Below are 23,723 nucleotides of genomic sequence, written 5' to 3'. Positions count from 1 at the left end.
GTAAATTGTAGTTTGATTGTATGTTATTATATATTACGTTATCATTTCTTTTGACTTTTTTTTCATTTTTGGAGATTTTTCTAGTCAAAAAACGTTGTACGTATTGGCTGTATATTTTCTCGTTTTTTTTGTTTTGCTTGTCGTTCCTTCGTTGGAGAGTAGGAACAGATTGGGATAGTTATTATGAGATCTATTTGCATCCGGAATTATACGCTAACATGGAGACGGGTTTCATGATGATTAATAGTATCGGTAAAAATTATTTTGAAAGCTATACGGTAACTTTATTTATTCAGGGGATCTTGCTGTTTACTTTTCAAACTGCTGCGATCAAGCGGCTGTCTCCTTTTCCTATGACTACTCTTATGCTTTTATGGGGATCAAACTTTTGTGGTATATTTTTTGTACGCCAATCTGTATCTACGGCCATATTACTTTTTTCCATTGTAATGATACGTGACAGACGTTTGTTGGCATTTTTAGTGCTGGTGTTTTTAGCCGGTCTTATTCATCGCTCCGCTTTTGCGTTTTTGCCGGCTTATTGGATTTATCAGTTCCATTTTTCAAATAGACGAGCTGTACTTGCGATAGTTTGTGGCATATTGATAGGTTCAATAATTGACTTTTCGGATTATTTTAGTTCTATAGGTTCTTTCTTGGGTGGAATGTATGAAGCTAAGATTGAGGGATATATGAGCAGAGGTGCTGATATGAGTTTTAATGCCGGACAGACTGCCGCGCAATTGTATATGCGTTCCATGCTAGGGCGTTTGCTCTTATTACTTTTGTTTGTCTTGTTTATAAAAAAGAAACATAAAATAACAATTGGGGGGGGATGCTCAACCTATTTACCTTCGCTGTCGTTTTATTACCGGTTTTCAGTAGTGTAACGAATACGTTTAGTCGTATGTTGACTCCTTATATGTATTGTCAATCATTGCTGCTGACCCTCGTGATTTTTTCCTTGAGTTCAGATGTTAGGAAGTTTTGGTGTTTCGCCTTATTTATAGCAATGATGGCAGTTCAGTTATATATGAAATTGTTTGTGGATTATGGCGGTGAAGCCTACTTGCCTTTTGGCACAATATTATAAATTAGTATGAGAAGGATTCTTTTTATAGCCACGTGTGATATGGGTAAACGAACAGGTGGAGGTTTAGCAAATTTAGCTTATTATAATGCGTTTAAGCATCTGTTTCCTTGTGTCGTGGATTTGGCAATGGCAGAGGAGAATTGCATAGGTATGTATGCGGATGCAATTCATGTTCCTCGGAGGGGATTTGTGAAGAAAATAATAGGGATAGTGCATGGTGAGTTTCATCGTAATTTAGCCTTCTTTAGGCACTATGTAAGGGCGGTAGCTGGAAAATATAGCTGTTGCGTGATAAATGGTGGCGTATATGCCGGTGATATGATCAACCTTTTTCATGAGCAAGGGATTAAGGTGATCGTGATTCATCATAATTTCGAGCGCGAATACCATTTGGGAAATAGGTCTTGGAAGACTTTATGGGGCTTGAATGCCACATTGCTGAATCGTATTGAGCGAAATGCCTTTTTAAAGAGCGACCTTAATTGTTACATAACCGCAGAAGATAAGCGTTTGTTTCATAAATATTATGGGGATTGCCGTGGCAGGGAATATATTTTGGGCGTATTTGAACCTTCATCTGTCAGCTTGTTACCTATGAGAGGAGAGGGAGATTCCGTTGTCCGGCATATCATCGTTTCTGGAAGCATGAACTCTACGCAGACGATAACCGGTATTATGGATTTCAAGGAACGTTATTATTCTATTCTAGAAGAAAACTATAAAGATTGGAATGTGATTTTTGCGGGAAGAAATCCCGGGGAAGAAATTGTTGGCTTTTGTGATGAACATTCGGATCGCTTAAGTTTGATACCCAATCCTCCTGTCATGGATGAGGTAATAGATAGGGGGTCTATCTTTTTATGTCCTACGAATGTGGGTGGGGGTTTAAAATTACGTCTGATGGATGCCTTAAGGCGAGGTATGCCTGTACTTACGCATGAGGTGTCAGCCCGCGGGTATGATGTTTTCTTTGGTTATCCCTTTTTTCAAGTTTATCATGATGAGGATAGTTTTAAGAAAGGACTCGAAACGCTTGTTGTTTTTATGCGAGATAATGAGAATTGGCAATCAGACATATTGCGTATTTATGTTTCTCATTTCGGGTTCGACTCTGGATGTGATCGGGTCTTTGAGGCTATTTCTTTGTTGTCATTATGATTTATCTTCTTTTTATAGTTGTAAATTGTGGTTACCTGTCATTATTGAGTAAGTGCAGGAAGCTAAGTCTTGGACAAACGTTATTGTTTGGTTTACCGATGTTAATGATGTGGAGTCTTTTAATCGGCGGACAGTATAACGTAGGAACTGATTATTTTTCTTATATGGAAATGTTTGTTCCCGGGGCAAATTTGGCTTATGTGAATGAAAGTAGAGGCGAATATGCCTTTTCTTGGTTTGTTGAAACGTGTCAGCACTTAGGAGTATATGGACAGGGTATCTTTTTTGTTATAGCTGCTGTCTGGTCTGTGATATATTTATATATTGCTTATTCTCTTGTCGGCAGCAAATACATCTACCTGTTTTTGTTTGTATTTATTGTCTTTACCGGAGCTTTTAACAATCAAATGAATGGAATAAGACAGTATTTTGCCATGTATTTATTGTGGTTGGCCATTATCCTTATAAGGAAAAAACGTTATGTAGTATCTATAGCCTTGTTTGTTGTCATTCCCTTTTTTCACCAAAGTTCACTCGTTGTCATGGTGATTTTTCCAGTCCTTTATTATTGGGTAAGTGAATGGCGGAAGAGTACGTGGCTTTATGGTATATTAGTGACAGGTATGATTTGTAGCTTATTGATATCGGATGATGTTATAGCATTCTTCTTGCCTTATTTTGATCAGTATAGCGGGTATTTTGGGTCAGAAAAAATGGATAGTCAGAAGTCTTTGTTAATACTTACAAAATATGTATGTATGCCTTTGTTCTTATATGCTATATATATATATCCTAGAATGGATCTTACTAATTATCAAAGAAAATTATTCGTTTTTGGATTATGTGGGTATGCTTTCAAACTCTCTGTAGTATCAATGTCTCTAGTGTCTCGTTTGGGACTTTATTTTGAGTTGTTTTCTTGTATACCTCTTGTGTATTTGCTGATTTATTTAAAGATGAATAGCCGAAAATTAGTATATATTCTTGTGCTAATTTATTTGTTGTTGCCATATAGTCTAAAAGTTATAATGGGCAATACTGGAGAATATTCCTATAATTTCTTTCTTTCCCTAAATTGATATAGTTTAAAGACTTCTTATTTTATTGATAGATATATAATAATTAGATTATTATGTTAAAATAATTACACGTATGAATGTTATAAAGATTGCCGTAATTGGCTTGGGTTATGTCGGTTTACCTTTAGCTCGACTTTTCTCAACGAAGTATCCCACAATTGGTTTTGACATGAATCAAAGCCGTGTAGATACATTGATGATAGGTCATGATGCTACGTTGGAAGTAGCGGATGAATTGTTGCAGGATGCTATCTGTAACCATGGTTTTAAGTGTACTACTTCGTTGGAGGATATTAAGGATTGTAACTTCTATGTAGTGGCTGTACCTACTCCGGTGGACGAGAATAATCGTCCGGATCTTTGCCCGTTATGGGATGCGAGTGAAACGGTGGGGAAGGTGATATCCAAAGGTGATATCGTGGTGTATGAATCAACGGTATATCCGGGTGTCACGGAAGAGGAATGTCTTCCGGTTGTAGAAAGAATATCGGGTTTGAAGTTTAATACGGATTTCTTTGCCGGTTATTCACCGGAACGAATCAATCCGGGGGACAAGGAGCATACGGTAGAGAAAATCAAGAAAGTAACCTCAGGTTCTACGCCGGAAATAGCTGATATCGTAGATGAGGTTTATAATTCGGTATTAGTGAATGGTACACATAAAGCTCCATCTATCAAGGTCGCAGAAGCATCGAAGATAATTGAAAACTCACAACGTGACGTAAACATCGCTTTTATGAATGAGTTAGCTAAGATTTTCAATGCAATGGGTATCGATACGAATGACGTGATTGAGGCGGCCGGTTCCAAATGGAATTTTATTAAGTTGAAACCGGGTTTGGTGGGTGGTCACTGTATCTCGGTGGATCCATATTATTTGATTCAAAAAGCACAGGTATATGGGGTACTACCTCGTCTGATGTTTTCTGCTCGTCGCTTGAATGATGGCATGGGTGCCTATGTGGCAGAGCAGACTATTAAATGTATGAATAAAAAAGGGGTAATAGTGAAAAATGCTAAGATCCTTATTCTAGGAATCACTTTCAAGGAAAATTGCCCTGATATTCGTAATACGAAGATCGTGGATATTTATCATACATTTAAAGAATACACGGAAAATATTACCATTTATGATCCATGGGCAAATCCTAGAGCTGTAGAACATGAGTATGGTATAAAGATTGTTAGTAGCCTTGCAGAGAAAGAGAAGTTTGATGCCGTCATTTTAGGTGTTGCCCATGCGGAATTTTTGAGTCTTAATGTGAAAAGTCTTATTAAGGATGGAGGCGTGATCTATGATGTCAAGGGGGTTTTTAAAAGAGAAATCATAGATGGTCGGTTATAATATATCAGAATGAAAGTTTTACAGATCTGTAATGACTTTGCGGGGAGTAAGGTTCATGTTAGCTTGGTGAGAAAATTGGATGAAAAGGGAGTGGAACAAGTGGTCTATTGTCCTGTCCGAGATCAGAAGCTAATAGGTGTTAACCGATTTGAAGGAACTCATGTCGAATTTATTTATAGTTATATTATCAAGTCGTGGTATAAGTTTCTTTATCATTATAAGCGAAGAGTTTTGTATAAGGACATGAAAGCAAGGGTCGATTTAAGTGAATTTGACTTGATTCATGCTGCTACGTTGTTTTCTGATGGCGGATTAGCTTATAAGGCTTATAGGGAATACGGCATCCCTTACATAGTTGCCGTTCGGAACACGGACATAAATACTTTTTCAAAAACCCAGCCCCAAACATGGAACGCCGGTCGTGAAATTTTACTACATGCAAAGAATATAATTTTCTTATCGAAAGCCCTTAAGAAAGAATTTGAGCAACTTTATTTTACACGATCTATTCTAGAATGTATTAGGTATAAATTTGTTTTTCAGCCCAATGGTATTGATGATTATTGGCTTTCACACCTTGATACGACCATAAGATCAGGAAGGGGAGTGCTTTATGTTGGGGATTTTTCTAGGAATAAGAATGTGAGTCGTTTGATTGAGGCTATACGTCGGGTTCGTTTTAATCCTGCTTTTAAAGATGTTTACCTGACTATTATTGGAGGAGGTGAAGATCATAGAAATAAGACTCTCAATGTGATAAATCGGAATAGTGATTTTGTTCGGAATTTAGGTAGGATTCATGATAAATCGATAATACGATCTATAATGAGGCATCATGCGTTATTTGCGATGCCAAGTATTTATGAAACATTCGGATTGGTTTATATAGAGGCATTATCGCAGAATCTCCCGATAATATATGGTAAAGGTCAAGGTGTTGACCAATTATTCTCGGAAAAAGAATCTCCTGTAGGCATAGGAGTTAACGCTAAATCGATAGAGGAAATAGAGCAGGCTATTTACACGATATTGAATAATCAGAGCATATATTCCAATAAGCAAGTTGATTTTACCCTGTTTGATTGGAATTGGATTGCGGAGAAATATATTAATGGTTATAAGAGTATTGTTCAGTAAGGATATGATGGGGCATTCATGTTCCTGTTGAAAAATATCTTCTATTTAATCAAAAAAAAGATAAAAGAATGAAAATACTATCTATCTTATCGGATCATGGGTTTATTGGTTTTGACAGAATGAAAGTGCTCTTGCCCGATGGTTGTAAAATCGAAATGCCAACACAGTCGCCTTTTATAAAATATTTGTGTAGATTTCGTTCCCTCGTTCGTCTATTCCGATTAGAGCCACGGTGCGCAACGTTTCTTACGGAAGATATTTTAATACTCGCTTTCCTTCGGAAGTTGTGGTTTATATCGCTAAGTAAAGCAAATATTGTGAGTGTGGAAAATCTCAGAATAGGATTTAGTGAAGTGCTAACATTTTGTTCTATGAGGTCTTATGGAATGAATGTCGTATATTATGGTGATTATGGTCAAAATGTGAATGGTGAAGAAATTCATATCTATAAATTAGATGAATCTTTGCATAGTGAAATATGCTATACATTTCCCGCAGGATCAGTAAAACATATACATAATATATTATACGATAAATATCGTGAACGCTTTTTTATTTTCACAGGGGATTTTGGTGATGACGTGGGGATTTACATAGCTAATAGTGATTTTTCTAAGGTCACTCCTTATTTAGTAGGTCAACAGTCATACCGAGCTGTGATTGGGAAGGTATTGGAAAATGGATTGCTTTACGCCACAGATGCGGTGATGGAGGATAACTATTTATATTATGTGCCTTTTTCTGATAGCATACCCCGGAAACTATTATCTCTTGGTGGGTCTGTGATTTATGGATTGATCTTGAAAGAAGGTTTGGTCTTCTCGACGACAGTAGAACCCAGACCTTCTGTTTCTTCTAAGATTATCTCTTTAATTGATAATAGGAGAGGCAAGGGTATAAAATCTAATCTTATCGATGTGTTTTATGTATCTGATGATTTGGCTTGTCAGAAACTAAAATCATATAAAAAAGATTTTTTGCCTATGAGGTTGTTTCAATATGGGTGTGTTACATTTCCTGTACTTTTTGATGAGCATATGGAAATTTCATCGCTTCCTGTTAATCCTGTTTCTGTTGATGATTATGATGGTATAGTTGATCATTTAGAATTATCAAATACTTATGGATTAAAGATACATTAGCGATTGATTCCTCCGTGGAGAAGGGCAAAGGGCTTTTTAAACAGATGATAGAGGACAAACGGGCTATGCGTGCTTATATTCGTGAGCATGGAACTTTAAATGGTTTTAATCAGAAATCTATCAATTTTGTGAAACCTATATGAGATAGTAGAAATAGAAAATCAAGAAGAATATTTGTAACCTTACTAAAAGTAAGTATCTTTATTCTAAGATTTATTTTAAATGCAAATGCGTAAGGACGATATATTAATTTCTCTTAGGGCTTTGATAAAGCAAGTGATGCCGGCAGGGACAAAGGTCTTTTTGTTCGGTTCGCAAGCCCGTGGAGATGTGCATGATGAATCGGATTGGGATATTCTGATATTATTAGATAAGGAAAAGATCACTTCCGCTGATTTTGACACTTATGCGTATCCTTTAGTGGATCTGGGATGGCAATTCAGTGAATATTTTAGCACGAAGTTGTACACTTTCACGGAATGGATGAAGCGTAAGGGGACTCCCTTTTTCAAGAATGTGGAATTAGATGCTATTGAGCTTGAGTTGAGGTAAAGTGGAGATTATGATGACTGGATTGTGATTGATGCCAATGAGATTCTTCCTTTGATGGATTCTGTTGAGGATTATTTAAATACATTACTTTTATTGATCGATAAATAGGCTGAAAAAATACTTTTTCCAGTCTTGAGCGTGAATCTAACGCATATCATTTACATTAGATATGCTTGGAATGCGTATGTCAAAACCTGACTATTAAGGATTCCTACCGGTCTGAATACTGAAAGGCCGAATACTTTTTGATACATTATCTTTTTAACACATATTTCTTATGAAAGCATGTTTCATGGGTTTGGGCTATATTGGCCTGCCCACGGCTATTATTGCCGCAAAGCACGGGGTGGATATCGCCGGCGTGGATATTAACGCCCAGGTGGTGGAGGTTACCAACCAAGGGAAATTGCATATCATCGAGCCGGGTATGGAGGAGATGTTGCGGGAGGTACTGGCCTCCGGACATTTCAAGGCGTACACCGAGCCTCGGGTGAGCGACGCTTATTTCATGGTGGTACCCACTCCTTTCAAGGGGGATCATGAGCCGGACGTATCGTTCGTTGAGTCGGCTACCCGTATGGTGCTTCCTTTGTTGAAGGAGGGGGATTTGTACGTGATCGAGTCTACCTCGCCGGTGGGGACGACCGAGCTGATGGCTAGTTTGATTTTCTCGGAACGGCCGGAGCTGGAGGGCAAGATCTATATCGCTTATTGTCCGGAGCGGGTGCTTCCGGGTAACGTGATCTATGAGTTGGTGCATAACGATCGGGTCATCGGCGGTATGGACGAGGCCTCTACCCGTAAGGCGATGGAGTTCTACGGCCAGTTCGTGAAGGGTACGCTTCACCCAACGAATAGCAAGACGGCCGAGATGTGTAAATTGACCGAGAACTCAAGCCGGGACGTACAGATCGCTTTCGCCAATGAGCTGTCGTTTATTTGCGATAAAGCGGGAATCAATGTGTGGGAGCTGATCGATTTGGCGAACAGGCATCCCCGTGTGAATATCTTACGGCCGGGTTGTGGTGTTGGCGGTCATTGCATAGCGGTGGACCCTTATTTCATCACGGCGGAGTTTCCGATGGAGAGCCGTATGATCTCGACGGCCCGTGAGACGAATAATTACAAGGCTTTCTGGTGCGCTGAGAAAGTGAGGAACGCCATGCTACGGTTTGAGCTGAAGCATGGGCGTAAGCCGGCGGTGGCAATGATGGGCTTGGCTTTCAAGCCTGATATCGATGACTTGCGCGAGTCTCCGGCCAAGGGAATAACGACGAAGGTGTTGCAATCGTGCAACAACGCTGATATCATGGTGGTGGAGCCGAACGTTTCGGAGCATAAGCTGTTTAAGTTGACCCCTTATAAGGAGGCATACGAGAAGGCGGATATAGTGGTTTTCTTGGTGAATCATAGGGAGTTTGCGGGGTTGAATTATCGGGATGACGTGGAGGTGCTGGACTTTTGCGGGACATTCAAGAAATAATCGTTCGCTAAATAGAAGAATACGCTGTAATGAGGAAAATAATGTTAGTCTTCGGGACCCGTCCCGAGGCGATCAAGATGGCTCCGCTGGTGAAGGAGTTCCAGAAACATCCGGAGTCGTTCGAGACCATCGTGTGCGTTACCGGACAGCATCGGGAGATGTTGGATCAAGTGTTAAAATTGTTCGAGATCACGCCGGATTATGATTTGAATATCATGAGGCAGGGTCAGGACTTATATGACGTGACCGCCCGTGTCCTTACCGGTATGCGTGACGTGTTGCGTGAGGCGACACCCGATGTCGTGCTGGTGCATGGGGATACCACCACGAGCACGGCGGCCGCCTTGGCCGCTTTCTACCAACAGATACCTGTAGGTCATATAGAGGCCGGCCTTCGTACCCACAATATCTATAGCCCGTGGCCGGAGGAGATGAACCGGCAGATTACGGGGCGTATCGCCACGTATAATTTCGCACCCACGCGGTTGAGCAAGCAAAACTTGATGCGAGAGGACGTGAATCCGGACTCAATCTTGGTTACCGGCAATACGGTGATAGACGCCTTACGGCAAGTGGTGACTAAGATAAAGACGGACGCTGAGCTGGACAAGGAGCTGGAAGGCGTGCTTTTACGTTCGGGGTATGACGTGAACCGTCTGGCCGGAGGCAAGAGACTGGTGTTGATCACGGGTCATCGCCGGGAGAACTTCGGTGATGGATTCATCCAGATGTGTACGGCTATCAAGGACTTGACCCGGAAGTATCCGGAGGTGGATTTTGTCTATCCTATGCACTTGAATCCCAATGTGCGCAAACCGATTCACGAGGTATTCGGCGGGGATTTATCTGATCTGGGTAATATGTTCTTCATTGAGCCATTGGAATATCTGTCGTTTGTCTATCTGATGGAGAAATCAACGATAGTGCTGACCGATAGCGGCGGTATCCAAGAGGAGGCTCCCGGCTTGGGCAAGCCCGTGTTGGTGATGCGTGATACGACCGAGCGTCCGGAGGCTCTCGCGGCAGGTACGGTGAAACTGGTCGGAACGGACTATGACAAGATCGTGAGCGAGGTCTCGGCGTTGCTTGATGATACGGCTTATTACGATGCGATGAGCAAGGCGGTCAATCCCTATGGCGATGGATTGGCTTGCGGAAGGATCGTGGAATTTTTGAACCGGAAGGAATGAGGGTCTTGATCGTTTCTCCCTCTTATCTTCCGGAGATCGGTGCGGCACCCTCACGCATTACGAACATGGCGGAGGGACTGTCCGGCTTAGGGATAAAGGTGGATGTGTTGACTTGCTTACCCAATTATCCCAAGGGACGTATCTTTGATGGATATAGGGGGGCTTTTTCCAAGACAGAGGATGTAAACGGGATAATGGTCTTCAGGTACTGGACGTATGCCTCGATCTCGAGGAGACCGTTGGTCCGTCTTGCCAGTATGTGCACTTTCGCCACGACCCTTTGGTGTTTCGCTCTCAAGCGTAAGCGTATAAAATCTTATGATAAGGTGATCATCCAGACCCCTCCTGTTTTGGCGGCGGCCTCGGCCATGTTGCTTTTTCGTTGCTGCTACCAGAAAAAGGTGGTGCTGAACGTCTCAGACCTTTGGCCATTGTCGGCCGTGGAGCTGGGGGCCATGAAAGAGGGGGGCGTTTATCATGGGGTGATGGGGCGTATCGAACGGTTCCTTTATCGTAAGGCCACGGCCTGTCAAGGGCAGAGTAAGGAGATCGTGGATTATATAAAACGGTATGAGCCGGGCAAGGCCTCGTTCTTGTATCGGAATTTGCAGCATCGTTTTGTTTTACCGAATCAACCCCCTTCTTCTCGAAAGCCTTTCAGGATCGTCTATGCCGGTTTGCTGGGCGTGGCGCAGAATATATTGGAGTTGATAGAGCGTATCGATTTTAAAGGGATGGGAGCGGAGCTTCATTTATTTGGAGGGGGCAATCAAGCCTTGGAGATAGAGGATTATGTGAGGACACATGATAAAGGGGTCTTTTATCATGGCTCTTTGCCCAAGGAACGGATGCGTGAGGAGCTTACACGTTACCATGCCTCCATTATCCCCTTGACGGTTCGTATAAGGGGGGCGGTACCTTCTAAATTATTTGATTTGCTGCCGTTAGGCGTTCCTATCTTGTTTTGTGGAGGCGGCGAGGGCGAGGAGATTGTAAAGGAGAATCAGTTGGGCCTTGTCTCGGCCCCCGGAGATTATGAGCGACTTTCTAAAAATATACGGGCCATGAGCCACTTGCCGGATGAGGAGTATCGACAGCTAAAAGCGAACTGCTTAAGATTATCCCAGACAACTTTCTGTTTTGAAAGGCAACTGGAGGCGTACAAACGTTTTTTATCGGCTTTCTAATTTCAGGATGAAATCCCTTAAACATTTTGCGGGGATGCCCTGTTATAGATATAGTAGTGTGTTTTTCATGGTATTAGATTTTTAGATTAGTAATTAGGTTGTTCATTCAGTTCGGGAGAATAGGATGTTGGTTTCTAAATATGAGAGCCGGAAAGGTGAGAATGATTTCTCTCGTTTCCGGCTATTCTTTTTTATTTAAAACTCGTCATTGGCGTAAAGACTCAATAGGTTTTTCAGCTCATAATCGAATATCTCGTCATCCTTGAAGAAGCGTTTCAATTCGATCTCGGCTGTCTCCGGTGAGTCTGATGCGTGTACGATATTCTCTTGTACGCTCATACTATAATCTCCCCGTATCGTACCGGGAGCGGCGTTTCTACCATTGGTAGCGCCGGCCAAGGTTCTTACTACATGTATGGCATCTACCCCTTCCCAGCAACATACAATTACCGGGCATACACTCATCGCGTCCTTGATCCGTTGGAAGAAAGGCTTTTCTTTTAGGTGGGCGTAATGCTCACTCAAGATCTCGTCAGTCAGCCAAACCATCTTCATGCCGGCCAGACGGAGTCCCTTCTTTTCGAAACGGGTTACGATTTCACCGATCAGCCCTCGCTGAACGGTACAAGGCTTTAAAATAACCAATGTTTTTTCCATAAGATTTATATTAAAAGATTAAACAAATGTTTGATGTCTTGAATACATGTTAACCTTGCGGCGTTTTATGAATGATAGAGGAATAAAGGATGAAATGTTTTTTAGGATATTTCAAGTATATTTCTATCTTATTCCTCCGCAAGTTAATGGGAATAAACAAATAAACGAGCGATAAGTCTGCTAAACTAAACTAATTTAACATACGTTAATTATTGCTCGAGTTGTTAATCCTTCTGTATTCTTTTCCATTTCCGTGGAATTTCCGGATGAGTCTTGAGAAATTCCCTCAAGGTTTGCCGGTTTACTCCCAGTTTCTTGCTGATATATACTTTAGTCTTATGTTCTTTAATATACTGCAAGATCATCTCTTCCTTACCTTTTAGCTTACAGGTTTCCGGTCGCTCTCCTTTCGGACGGCCCAGTTTGGCACCTTGCACTTTTTTCCGAGCCAACGCTTCTTTCGTTCGTTGCGAAATCAGGTTGCGTTCAATTTCGGCGCTTAGGCTAAATGCGAATGCCAAGATTTTACTGTTAATGTTATTTCCGAGTTCGTAACCTTCCTTTACCGTAAATACAATGATGTCTCTTTCCATACATTGATGAAGGAAGCTCATAACTTGCATAAGATTACGTCCGAGACGTGACAGTTCCGTCGTGATCAGGATGTCGCCTTTACGTATTTGCTTTAATAATTTACCAAGTTGGCGATCGGCGATTACTTTTGTCCCGCTGATCGTCTCATCTACCCACCTGTCGATTCTCATGTTCCTCGATTTTGTGAATTTCTCAATCTCGAATCGCTGGTTTTCAGTAGTTTGTTTGTCTGTACTGACTCTTACATAACCGTATACCATATGTCCTATATTTAATTAAACAACAACCAAGATACTGGAAACGGATTGATTGATAGTGCGTTTTAGTAAAAACAAACTTTTTTATGGGTGTGTTAAAGAAGTTGAGTGGGCTTGAACTCCATACAAATTGTAATAAAAAGGGTTAATGGATATCCGTATAGAAAATTTAAGTTACTTTTGCTTTCGAAAAATAAGATGGAGTCTTAGAATGATCATGGGTATGAAAAAGTTATTGTCTTTACCTCCAAATTTGGTAGATTGTTTCCATGCGGTAGAGCATGTAAGTACAGAGGAATGGTTTTGCACCTCGGATCCGGTAGGCGCCCGCTTAGGGTCCGGGGGAGGAACGACTTGGTTGTTGGAGGCCTCCCGGCAAAAAGAGGCTCCGGATGTACCGACGGAAGAGTGGTTGGGACAGGAGAAGCGTATCTTGTTGCATGCCGGAGGGCAAAGCCGCCGTTTGCCCGGATATGCGCCATCCGGGAAAATATTGACTCCGATCCCTGTGTTTCGCTGGGCAAGAGGGCAGAGGTTATCCCAGAACTTATTGTCCTTGCAATTACCTCTTTATGAACGGATCATGAAAAAGGCACCGGAATCGCTTCATACCTTGATCGCTAGCGGTGACGTATATATCCGTGCTAACCAGCCTTTGCAGGAGATTCCTGAGGTAGATGTGGTTTGTTACGGTTTATGGGTCGAGCCTTCGTTGGCCAAGAATCACGGGGTTTTTGTATCGAGCCGTAAGTCTCCGGACACTCTGGACTTCATGCTACAGAAGCCTTCGTTGGAAACTTTGGGGGAATTGGCGGGTAGTCATTTATTCTTGATGGATATCGGTATCTGGCTGCTAAGCGACAAGGCGGTGCGGTTATTAATGAAACATTCCTATACCGAGGATGGCAAGGCGATGAAGGCGTATGATTTATATGCTGAGTTCGGGTTGGCCTTGGGGAAGAATCCACGTATCACGGACTCGGAGTTGAATCAGCTTTCAGTAGCGATTCTGCCGCTTCCGGGTGGAGAGTTCTATCATTATGGAACTAGCCGTGAGTTGATTTCCTCTACATTGGCGGTACAGAACTTAGTTAGGGATCAACGTGCGATCATGCAGCGTAAGGTGAAACCACATCCCGCCATGTTTGTGCAGAATGCGGTGTTACACCAGAAATTGACCGCTGAGAATTCGGAATTATGGATAGAGAATAGTTATATCGGTGAGAATTGGACGTTACGTGGCCAGCAAATTATAACGGGTGTTCCGGAGAATAATTGGAACTTATCTCTTCCGGAAGGTGTCTGTGTAGATGTTGTCCCGGTAGGGGAAGCTAATTGGGCGGCAAGGCCCTATGGTTTTAATGACTTGTTTAAAGGGGCCTTGTCTGATGTGTCTACCTTGTTTATGGGGAAACCTATCTTGACTTGGGCGATGGAGCGAGGGATCACCTTGGGAGGGAATGAGGATATACAAAACGCACCTTTGTTCCCTATTTGCCAAACCGTGGATGAGCTGGGAAAAGTGCTGCGCTGGATGATTACGGAGCCGGATAGAGAAGAGGGAAAGTTTATTTGGCTTTCCGCCCGAAAATTATCGGCGAATGATTTGTCCGATCAAGCGAATTTACGCCGTTTAGTAGCTCAGCGAGAAGTTTTCCGTAAAAAAGACTGGTCATTATTGGCCGCTAATCATGAGAAAAGTGTATTCTATCAATTGGATCTTTCGGATGCGGCGGAAAGCTTCGCCAAAGACAAGATTGTCTTACCGAAAGCTCTTTCCGAGGATAATCCGTTGATGAAAAGGATACATAATCATATGTTCCGCTCTCAGGTGATGAAGATCTTGGGGGAAACGTATAAGGAGGAGGAGCAAAAGGCTTTCGCTTTGTTGCGGGAGGGGCTGGTCGGTTCCGTCCTCGGAAGTAAGCAGCAGCCGTGTTTGAATGTCTATCGGGACCAGATCGTATGGGGACGTAGTCCGGTACGTATCGATTTGGCAGGTGGGTGGACAGATACGCCGCCCTATTGCTTATATGCGGGTGGAAACGTGGTGAACGTGGCGATCGAGTTAAACGGGCAACCACCGCTACAAGTCTATATCAAGCCTTCCGATACCCATAAGATTATCCTTCGCTCGATCGATCTGGGAGCGATGGAGGTTATCTCTTCATGGGACGAGCTTCGTGATTATAATAAGGTAGGATCGCCGTTTTCCATCCCGAAAGCGGCTTTGGCCTTGGCGGGATTTGTCCCGGAATTCTCGGCGGAGGCTTATGCTTCTTTGGATGTCCAGTTGGAAGCTTTTGGTAGCGGGCTGGAGATTACCTTGTTGGCGGCGATACCGGCGGGTTCCGGTTTAGGCACTAGCTCGATCCTCGCGGCTACCGTGCTGGGCGCTATCTCTGATTTTTGTGGCTTGGCTTGGGATAAGAATGAGATCGGAAACCGCACCTTGATTTTAGAACAATTGCTGACTACCGGCGGGGGATGGCAAGATCAATACGGTGGCGTATTGCACGGTTTGAAACTCTTGCAAACGAACGAGGGTTTTAATCAGAATCCTTTGGTACGTTGGCTGCCGGAATACTTGTTTACTGATCCGGAATACCGGCCTTGTCATCTTCTTTATTATACGGGAATTACTCGTACGGCAAAAGATATTTTATCGGAAATCGTACGAGGTATGTTCTTGAATAGCGAGGCGCATTTAGGTCTTTTGTCCGAGATGAAAGCTCATGCGCTTGATATGTACGAGGCGATCCAATGCGGAGACTTCGTGACTTATGGTAAATGGGTCGGAAAGACTTGGGAGCAAAATAAGGCACTCGATTCCGGAACGAATCCGGCGGCGGTGGAAGCTATTATCTCCAAGATACAGGCTTATGCCTTGGGATATAAACTTCCGGGAGCAGGCGGTGGTGGTTACTTATATATCGTAGCGAAAGACCCGGGTGCGGCCCTGCAAATCCGAAAGATATTGACTCTTTCTCCACCCAATTCGAACGCCCGGTTCGTGGAGATGAGCTTATCGAATAAGGGGCTTCAGATTAGTCGTTCTTGAAAGTACGATTGGCTTTTTAGACCATTTGTTGCTAATTGGAATATATTGCATGTGTTTTGGAACATTTATATAAATGATCCTGTTGTACTTTTGCGGAGTTTAATGAGGTGTCAGATCTGATGGGGAAGAGAATTGTTTTTATATGGCTTTTATTGGCGTTCGCTTGGGTAGCGAAGAGCCAGAACTACATGATAAAAGGAATCGTGACTGATTCTATTACGGGAGAACCTTTGCCTTATGTGGCTGTGATTTTGAAGGGAACTACGATAGGTGCTACGACAGATCTGGATGGGGCTTTTACGCTCTCCTCTTCATCTAAGGTACGTACTTTACAGGTCTCTTATCTGGGTTATACGGAGAAAGAATTGAAATTCGTTCCGGGTAAAGCGGAACATTTGAAGATTCAGTTAGCTCCGACAAGTATTAATTTGTCGGAGGTGATTATCAAGCCGGGAAAGGAAAGATATCGGAAGAAGGATAATCCTGCGGTTACCTTTATCAAAAACGCTATCGCACGTCGGGAGAGCAACGATCCTCGTAATCATGATTATTTTCGGTATGATCAATACGAGAAGATGGTCTTCGCTATGAACGATTACCAACCGAAACCGAAAAAAGATGGAAAGGCGGGAAAGTTTGACTTCTTGACTGAGTTTATCGATACGTTGGAGGTGGGAAAGACGATCTTGCCGGTATCCGAACGTGAGAAAATCCAGACCGTTTATTATCGTAAAGACCCGAAGACGGAAAAGAGGGTCGTTCTGGCTACGAAAGCGGCTGGTGTGGATGAGGTCTTCTCACGAGACGGTATGCAACAGTTCTTGAATGAGGTATTCCGGGAAGTGAATATCTTCCAGAATGATATTCCTTTGTTCTTGAACCGTTTCGTTAGTCCTATGTCTACGATGGGGCCTAACTTCTATAAATATTATTTGCTAGACACGGTGGAGGTCGCCGGACAGAAGTGCGTGGATTTGGGTTTCGCTCCGTTTACTCCGGAGACGTTCGGTTTTACGGGACATCTTTTTATCACGTTGGATTCTACTTATTTCGTGCAGAAGGTTAAGTTGAATGTCCCGAAGAAGATCAACTTGAATTTTGTCGGTGGAATGACGATCGAGCAGACTTTCGACCGTGCCCCGGATGGGACTCGTATCATTACGAAAGATGATATCAACGTGGACTTCAAATTGACGGAGAAATCGAAAGGAATGTATGCCCGCCGTTTGAATATCTATTCGAATCAAGCGTTTGAGGGACCAGATGATCCTAAAGTTTTTGAGGAGAGCGCACCTATTATTATACCGATGGAAGCTTATCGCCGTTCGGCGGATTTCTGGGAGGAGAATCGTCCTACTGAGGCGGGAACTCGCAAGCAGAATAACGTGGAGTTGCTAATGGCGAAACTTCGTTCCGTTCCTATTTTCTATGTGACGGAGAAGGTTGTTTCGATCCTTACCTCCGGTTATATCGCGACGAATAAGATTCCGGAGAAGAGCAAGTTCGAGTTTGGTCCGATGAACACCTATATCAGTGGTAACGCGATTGAGGGGGCCCGCTTCCGTGTCGGTGGAACCACGACAACGGCGTTCAGTAAACGTCTTTTCTTGGATGGTTATTTGGCTTATGGATCGAAAGACCGCAAGTTGAAATATGATGGTATCGTAGAATATTCTTTTATCGATAAGAAGGATTATCGGAAAGAATTTCCCGTGCATTCTATTCGCTTCGAGTACCTATATGATATCAACCAGTTAGGTCAGCAGTATATGTATACCAACAAGGATAATATGTTCTTAGCCTTGAAGCGGCAGAAGGATACACGTGCCACCTATTTAAGGAATATGGAACTGACGTATTACCGTGAGCATTATAACGGCTGGGCTTATGGGGCGGTACTTCGGAATTTTAAGGAATACTCAACCGGTTACGCCGCGTTTGACCGTATCGGTCCGGATGGCCAGATCACGGCTACCGATTCCTACCGGATGTCGGAAGTGGAGTTTAAGTTCCGTTTTGCCCCGAATGAGAAATTCTACCAGACTCGTAATTACCGTTATCCGATTACGCTTGACGCACCGGTATTCACCTTGAACCATACGATGGCTTTCCAAGATGTATTAGGTTGTTCGTATGATTATCAGAAGACGGAGCTTGGTATCCAGAAACGCTTTTGGTTCTCTGCTTTCGGTTATGTGGATATTCTCGCTAAAGCAGGTAAAGTTTGGACAAAGGCCCCTTATCCTTTGTTGATCTTGCCAAACGCAAACTTGTCGTATTTGGTGCAACCGGAATCTTATACGAATATGAACGCGATGGAGTTCATCAACGATGAGTACGCTTCGTGGGATATTACTTATTTCATGAACGGAGCCTTATTGAACCGTATTCCGCTTATCAAGAAGTTAAAATGGAGAGAGGTCTTTTCTTTCCGGGGTATGTTCGGTCACTTGACGGATAAGAATAATCCGTATATCGGTGAGCAAAATGAGGGCTTGTTCTTATTCCCGCAGGGCTCTTACCTGATGGACCCGTCTACTCCTTATATGGAGGCGGGTGTCGGTATCGAGAATATCTTTAAGTTCTTGCGTTTGGATTATGTATGGCGTCTGACCTATAAGGATCATCCGGGCATCCAGACAAAGGGTATACGTTTTATGATGAAGCTATCCTTCTAGGGCAAGTGTTATTTCCAGTCGCTGAACTCAAAACTTAATTGTTCCCAACGGTCTTTCGTATGAGGCTCCTCTTTTACGGGATTGGATACGGATAGGCCGATCAGTCGGATGGGATGCTCGGTATATTCCACTTCTTTCAGTAATTCCTTGGCCAAGGGAAGGATCTTATCTAAGGTTGTTAACTCTTCCGGACGGCTGAGGCTTCTCGTGATTTGGTTGAAATCGTGGAACTTGACCTTTAAGGTCAGTGTGTTTCCCTTGAATCCGGAACGTTCCAGCCTGCCGATAAGTTCGGTCGCTACGTGATAAAGCTCGATGATAACAGAGGATTTGCGGGAGATATCTTTTTCTAGCGTATGCTCGCAACCTACCGACTTCCGGATTCGTACCGCTTCTACGGGACGGTTGTCTATACCTCTGGCAAACTCATAATAAAGTATTCCCGCCTTTCCGAACTGGCGGGTAAGCATCTCCCCCGAACATTCCCGTAATTGCAGCCCGTTGTGGATACCGAGTGTATGCATTTTCCGGGCTGTTACGGGGCCTACTCCCCAAAAGGACTCAATGGGAAGACGTGCTATGAAATCGAGGGCTTGGCTTGGATGGATGGTGCATAATCCATTGGGCTTCCGATAATCCGAGGCTATTTTCGCTAGAAATTTGTTGTAGGAGACTCCCGCTGACGCTATCAGGTTCAAATTATCCCAGATCCGTTTCTTGATCTCCTTGGCGATATCTACAGCGAGAGAGATGCCTCGTTTATTATCAGTGACATCCAAAAAGGCTTCATCCAAGGAAAGCGGTTCTATGATATCCGTATAATCATGGAAGATCTCGTGGATCTGGCGTGAGACGGATTTATATACGTCCATCCTTCCATGTACGAATATCAGGTCTGGGCATAAACGTTTGGCTTTTTGAGACGCCATGGCGGAACGTACCCCATATTTCCGGGCTTCGTAGCTAGCGGCAGCTACTACGCCTCGCTGCTCCGCATGCCCGACCGCTAGGGGCTTTCCTCGCAACTCCGGATTGTCTCGTTGTTCCACCGAGGCATAAAAGGCATCCATATCGATATGTATGATCTTTCTCAAGATAGCTCTTTTATTACTGGTATTTACGATAACCCTTCGTCTGTTTATGAAGCCGATAACCGCATTATAAGATCTCTACGGAGTTAATGACGATATTCTCGGCCGGACGATCTTGCTTGTTGGTCTTGGAGGACTGTATGGCGTCTACGACATCCATGCCTTCTACCACTTCGCCGTAAACCGTGTATTGATTGTCGAGGAACGGTACGCCACCTTCGTTCTTGTAAGCCTCACGGAGTTCCGGGTTTAACTTTACCTCGTCTTTCCGCTTCTCGGCCTCCAGCTCGGTCTTGCCAATCAAGGTATCACGAAGGATCGCCAGTTCTTCCTTGTTACCACTGCGATAGAATTCCATGATCTTAGGCTTGTTCTCGTTTTGCAGGCGGGCGAATATCTCTTGTTTCAGACGGCCTTCCAATTGCTTTTCCATCTGGTTCAACTCTTGTTCCGAATACTTTTTCCCCGTTACGATATAGAATTGGGAGGCGGAAGAGGCCTTTTCCGGGTTCACCTCGTCTCCGGTACGTGCGGCGCAAAGGGCTCCTTTCTTGTGGAAATATTTCGGGTAACGGAATTCGGCGGGAACGGTATAGCCCAGATCGCCCGCTCCCAGTTGCTTGTTCATCGGGGCATCCTTGGAAGTCACGTCACCTCCTTGTATCATGAAATCCTTGATCACACGGTGGAACAGCAAGCCGTTATATTGCCCTTCTTGTACCAACTTGATAAAGTTATCACGATGTAATGGCGTGTCGTTATATAATTTCAGCTTTATATCTCCTTTGTTGGTGTGCATAAGCACCCTTGTCTCAGTTGCTTGATTTTCCATTTTATACTTATTTTTCTATGAGTTTCATTGACTTGATCTTTATGTTCTTCGTGGGTCTGTCATCGGCGTTCGTCTCGACGAACTGTATCTTATCCACGACTTTCATACCCTGTATAACCTCTCCGAATACCGTATAGTTGCCGTCCAGATGAGGCGTTCCGCCTTCCAGCATATAGGCTTCTTTTTGCTCCGGAGTAAACTCGATGCCTTTCTCCTTGGTCATCTTATCTAGCTCCATCTCCGTAAAGAACTTTCCGGTCACGATATAGAATTGAGTCGCAGATGAGGCCTTCTCAGGATTTTCCTCATCCGGGGTACGTGCGGCACAGAGCATTCCCCGCTTATGAAAATATTTCGGATACACGAACTCTGCGGGGATGGTGTAATCTAGATCTCCGTCGCCCAGATGCGCATCCAAAGGAGCGTCTTTCGAGTTGATATCGCCTCCTTGTATCATGAATTGCTTGATAACCCGATGGAACAATAATCCATCGTAACGGTGTTCTTTTACGTTCTTGATAAAATTATCCCTGTGCAACGGCGTGTCGTTGAACAGTTTCACCTTGATCTTACCCATATCCGTATCAATCAGCACCAATGTCTCAGTCTCTTGCGCATGCAGCGGGCATAGCGAAAGCATAAATACCGAAACAAACAACATCGTAAGAATCCGTCTCATATTTATTTCTATTAGTTTTAGATGGACAAAAATAAGAATAAATATCGATATCTATGATCAAAGGAATAGGTCTAAACATGATTTCTTTGGTAGGAAACCGTAATAGCGTTACAAACATCTGTAATATATGCACATCGTTTTATGTTGAATCTAGGTAATTTTGTCATAGAAATAAAACTCTAAATTCAATATACTATGAGAGCAAGTATCTTAGCTATTTTAATTTTAGGGGGGATTGTCTTAAACATAAAGGCTCAGTTTTCTTATAATGAAAAGGCTCAAGCCATCCCTTCTGCATCACAACCTTTCGGCAAAGAGGCTTTTGAGCCAACCGGGCATACGGTTATACGCTGGTTGGGGAACGCTGGCTTTCTGATTAATAGCCGTGGTACGTGTTTGATGGTCGATCCTATGTTGAGGGGATTTGATATGCCTTTGTTAATAAATATGCCGATCGCCCCTAAAGATGTTCCCCATTTGGATGCGGTATTGATTACTCATTGCGACAATGATCATTACAGTGTTCCTACTTGTACGGAAATGTCTTCTGTATGCCGGGAATATCATTCTACATTCTACGTGGATTCTTTGATGGAAACACAGGGTTTGAACTCTTTCGGACATCGTATCGGGGAGACTTTTAATGTCGGTCCGATTTCTATCAAGTTAACCCCGGCTTACCATACGTGGCAAAATGAGTATCCGGGATATACGCATGAATTTAAGGTTGAAGATTATTGTGGTTTCCTCATGAAAACACCGGATGGCTTAATTTGGGCACCGGGAGATTCCCGCTTTCTTCCTGAGTTCTTGGAATTACCTGCCCCGGACGTGATTTTCTTTGATTTCTCGGATGATTCATGGCATATAGGATTGGAGGGAGCCATAAAGATCGCAAATGCTTATCCTAAAGCGCAGCTTCTCCTGTCTCATTGGGGAACGGTGGATGCTCCCAATATGAAACCATTTAATGCTGACCCTAAAATGCTAGAAGGGCGTATCCGTAATCCGGAACGTGTTCATGTCTTAGCCCCGGGAGAAGCTTTTGACCTTGTAGCTCTCAGCTCTAGCAAGGGTGAACAATGTGCCGAAACCTTGATTTTCCCTGCCGACGCAAAGGCTTCGTCGGAGTATAATACGGGGGATGTCTATGTCTCCTTGTTGAAGGAGTCTGGTAATACGATGATCGCACATTTTATATTCAAACCTTACAGTCGTAATTTCTGGCATTACCATCCGGATGCCGAGCAAACCTTGTTAGTACTTGATGGAGAAGGATATTATCAAGAGGAAGGAGGAGAGAAACGTGTGATCCGGAAGGGTGATGTGATCGTGACACCTCCTAATGTACGCCATTGGAATGGGGCGACACCGGGTAGCTCTATCGTATGTATGACCGTTACGGAACATGCGATCGATAATCATGCCGTACAACTTCGGGCTGTGACGGATAAGGAGTATAATTGACAGGTTCGGATGACAGGCTGGTGGAAACCTATTAATTGGCCGCTCTATATTCATTAGGCGTACAGCCTGCCATTTTTTTAAACCATCGACTGAAGTGCTGCGGATAAGGAAATCCTAACTCGCAGGAGATCTCGCTGATTGTCTTTTTAGTATTGTACACTCGTTCCTTGGCAATCTCCAGTGTTTTTTGCTGGATGTGTTTCAATGCCGATAAGCCAGTTTCCTTTTTCAGCAAATCGCTCAAATAGTTAGGGGACAAACAGAGTTTCTCCGCGCAATAGGGTACGGACGGTATCCCATATAGGGCTGGTTTTCCTGAATTGAAGTATTCGTTTAATAATGCCTCGAATCGGGCAAATGTGTCTTGGTTCGTATTCTCACGTGTGATGAACTGGCGGTCATAGAAACGTGTGCAATAATCCAAGAATAGCTTTATATTATCTGTTATCAATGATTTACTGTGCTTATCAATAGGGTATTGCAGTTCTTCCTTTATCCTTTCCATGCATTCGATCACCGTTTTGCGCTCTTGTCCCGAAAGGTGAAGGGCCTCATTCGCATAGTAAGAGAAGTAGGAGTAGTCCCTCATGATATGGGCCAATGGCGTTCCTCGTAAAAGCTCGGGGTGGAATACCAATACCCATCCTTCCGGTTGGTGTAATAATCCATCGTCTTCCGAACCCAATACTTGGCCCGGGGCAAGAAAGAGCATCGCTCCCTTTTGATAGTCGTATATACTTCGTCCATATTTCAGTTGCCCGCAGTCCGTGTCTTTCAGCAATATAGCATAAAGGTTATATAGCTTTCTGCAAAAGCGCAGGGGCTTTGCTTCACGTCCGTCGATAACGCTGACTAATGGATGTCTGGTTTCTATGCCGAAATAATCGTTGTATTGTTGTACTGTGTTGATATTCATTATCTCATTCATGGCTTAATCTCTTTAGTTTTCGCAAATGTACTTCTTTTCCTATGTTTTTGTCTTCCGAGCGATGAAATTGGTATATCTATCCGTATTTTTGGTACATGTCCGGATGTCGGAAC

19 protein-coding genes are annotated in these 23,723 nt (G+C 43.3%); 13 read left to right on the top strand and 6 right to left on the bottom strand.

Features of this window, described 5'->3' with window-relative positions:
• Window positions 1-20 precede the first annotated feature (20 nt).
• The 10 genes from ACESPU_RS03070 (at window position 21) to ACESPU_RS03025 (ending at window position 11,366) form a co-directional block, all read left to right on the top strand.
• Window positions 21-890 carry an EpsG family protein gene (locus ACESPU_RS03070; RefSeq protein WP_373133127.1) on the top strand — a complete coding sequence of 290 codons (870 nt, stop codon included), beginning with the start codon at window positions 21-23 and terminating at the stop codon, window positions 888-890.
• Window positions 891-1,099: 209 nt separating this feature from the next.
• Complete coding sequence (locus tag ACESPU_RS03065) at window positions 1,100-2,251, top strand: glycosyltransferase (protein ID WP_140394016.1); 1,152 nt, start codon at window positions 1,100-1,102, stop codon at window positions 2,249-2,251.
• Window positions 2,248-3,330 (top strand): EpsG family protein, encoded by a 1,083-nt coding sequence (locus ACESPU_RS03060; RefSeq protein ID WP_158532996.1) that lies wholly within the window; start codon window positions 2,248-2,250, stop codon window positions 3,328-3,330. Before ACESPU_RS03065 ends, ACESPU_RS03060 begins: the two co-directional genes overlap by 4 nt.
• 73 nt (window positions 3,331-3,403) lie before the next feature.
• Complete coding sequence (locus tag ACESPU_RS03055) at window positions 3,404-4,675, top strand: nucleotide sugar dehydrogenase (RefSeq protein WP_057320046.1); 1,272 nt, start codon at window positions 3,404-3,406, stop codon at window positions 4,673-4,675.
• A 9-nt stretch (window positions 4,676-4,684) separates the two neighbouring features.
• Entirely contained in the window at window positions 4,685-5,812 is a 1,128-nt protein-coding gene (locus ACESPU_RS03050) for a glycosyltransferase family 4 protein (protein ID WP_057320045.1), read from the top strand.
• Window positions 5,813-5,880: 68 nt separating this feature from the next.
• On the top strand, window positions 5,881-6,954 hold the full coding sequence (locus ACESPU_RS03045) for a hypothetical protein (protein WP_373133126.1): 1,074 nt from the start codon (window positions 5,881-5,883) through the stop codon (window positions 6,952-6,954).
• A 228-nt stretch (window positions 6,955-7,182) separates the two neighbouring features.
• Window positions 7,183-7,506 carry a nucleotidyltransferase domain-containing protein gene (locus ACESPU_RS03040; protein WP_057320057.1) on the top strand — a complete coding sequence of 108 codons (324 nt, stop codon included), beginning with the start codon at window positions 7,183-7,185 and terminating at the stop codon, window positions 7,504-7,506.
• A 277-nt stretch (window positions 7,507-7,783) separates the two neighbouring features.
• On the top strand, window positions 7,784-8,989 hold the full coding sequence (wecC, locus tag ACESPU_RS03035; RefSeq protein WP_158532997.1) for a UDP-N-acetyl-D-mannosamine dehydrogenase: 1,206 nt from the start codon (window positions 7,784-7,786) through the stop codon (window positions 8,987-8,989).
• A gap of 29 nt (window positions 8,990-9,018) precedes the next feature.
• A complete protein-coding gene (gene wecB / locus ACESPU_RS03030) occupies window positions 9,019-10,179 on the top strand; it encodes a non-hydrolyzing UDP-N-acetylglucosamine 2-epimerase (protein ID WP_158532998.1) in 1,161 nt (386 codons plus the stop codon).
• Window positions 10,176-11,366, top strand: coding sequence for a glycosyltransferase family 4 protein (locus ACESPU_RS03025; protein ID WP_158532999.1), 1,191 nt, complete (start codon window positions 10,176-10,178; stop codon window positions 11,364-11,366). Before wecB ends, ACESPU_RS03025 begins: the two co-directional genes overlap by 4 nt.
• 195 nt (window positions 11,367-11,561) lie before the next feature.
• Here ACESPU_RS03025 and ndk read toward each other — a convergent pair whose 3' ends face one another.
• Window positions 11,562-12,023, bottom strand: coding sequence for a nucleoside-diphosphate kinase (gene ndk / locus ACESPU_RS03020; RefSeq protein ID WP_005867972.1), 462 nt, complete (start codon window positions 12,021-12,023; stop codon window positions 11,562-11,564).
• Window positions 12,024-12,247: 224 nt separating this feature from the next.
• Window positions 12,248-12,877, bottom strand: coding sequence for a master DNA invertase Mpi family serine-type recombinase (locus ACESPU_RS03015; protein ID WP_005867974.1), 630 nt, complete (start codon window positions 12,875-12,877; stop codon window positions 12,248-12,250).
• Between the two features lie 145 nt (window positions 12,878-13,022).
• Here ACESPU_RS03015 and ACESPU_RS03010 point away from each other — a divergent pair, with 145 nt between their 5' ends.
• Together ACESPU_RS03010 and ACESPU_RS03005 are read left to right on the top strand one after the other, a co-directional pair.
• Window positions 13,023-15,935: a bifunctional fucokinase/fucose-1-phosphate guanylyltransferase gene (locus ACESPU_RS03010; protein WP_158533000.1), complete on the top strand. Its 2,913-nt coding sequence runs from the start codon at window positions 13,023-13,025 to the stop codon at window positions 15,933-15,935.
• Window positions 15,936-16,054: 119 nt separating this feature from the next.
• Complete coding sequence (locus ACESPU_RS03005; RefSeq protein WP_158533001.1) at window positions 16,055-18,613, top strand: DUF5686 and carboxypeptidase-like regulatory domain-containing protein; 2,559 nt, start codon at window positions 16,055-16,057, stop codon at window positions 18,611-18,613.
• An 8-nt stretch (window positions 18,614-18,621) separates the two neighbouring features.
• Here ACESPU_RS03005 and dinB read toward each other — a convergent pair whose 3' ends face one another.
• The 3 genes from dinB to ACESPU_RS02990 all read right to left on the bottom strand — a co-directional run bounded on the left by dinB (window position 18,622) and on the right by ACESPU_RS02990 (window position 21,215).
• Entirely contained in the window at window positions 18,622-19,710 is a 1,089-nt protein-coding gene (gene dinB, locus ACESPU_RS03000; RefSeq protein WP_081024208.1) for a DNA polymerase IV, read from the bottom strand.
• A gap of 61 nt (window positions 19,711-19,771) precedes the next feature.
• A complete protein-coding gene (locus tag ACESPU_RS02995) occupies window positions 19,772-20,536 on the bottom strand; it encodes a peptidylprolyl isomerase (protein ID WP_057326624.1) in 765 nt (254 codons plus the stop codon).
• A 7-nt stretch (window positions 20,537-20,543) separates the two neighbouring features.
• Window positions 20,544-21,215 carry a peptidylprolyl isomerase gene (locus tag ACESPU_RS02990; RefSeq protein WP_005867983.1) on the bottom strand — a complete coding sequence of 224 codons (672 nt, stop codon included), beginning with the start codon at window positions 21,213-21,215 and terminating at the stop codon, window positions 20,544-20,546.
• A 195-nt stretch (window positions 21,216-21,410) separates the two neighbouring features.
• Between ACESPU_RS02990 and ACESPU_RS02985 the strand changes: the two genes are divergently transcribed.
• A complete protein-coding gene (locus tag ACESPU_RS02985; protein ID WP_373133125.1) occupies window positions 21,411-22,682 on the top strand; it encodes an MBL fold metallo-hydrolase in 1,272 nt (423 codons plus the stop codon).
• Window positions 22,683-22,713: 31 nt separating this feature from the next.
• Here ACESPU_RS02985 and ACESPU_RS02980 read toward each other — a convergent pair whose 3' ends face one another.
• Window positions 22,714-23,610 (bottom strand): AraC family transcriptional regulator, encoded by an 897-nt coding sequence (locus ACESPU_RS02980; RefSeq protein ID WP_005867986.1) that lies wholly within the window; start codon window positions 23,608-23,610, stop codon window positions 22,714-22,716.
• Window positions 23,611-23,723 lie beyond the last annotated feature (113 nt).

This window comes from Parabacteroides sp. 20_3, from assembly GCF_964238835.1.
GTDB lineage: Bacteria > Bacteroidota > Bacteroidia > Bacteroidales > Tannerellaceae > Parabacteroides > Parabacteroides distasonis.
This window is presented reverse-complemented; position numbering and strand designations above follow the sequence as displayed.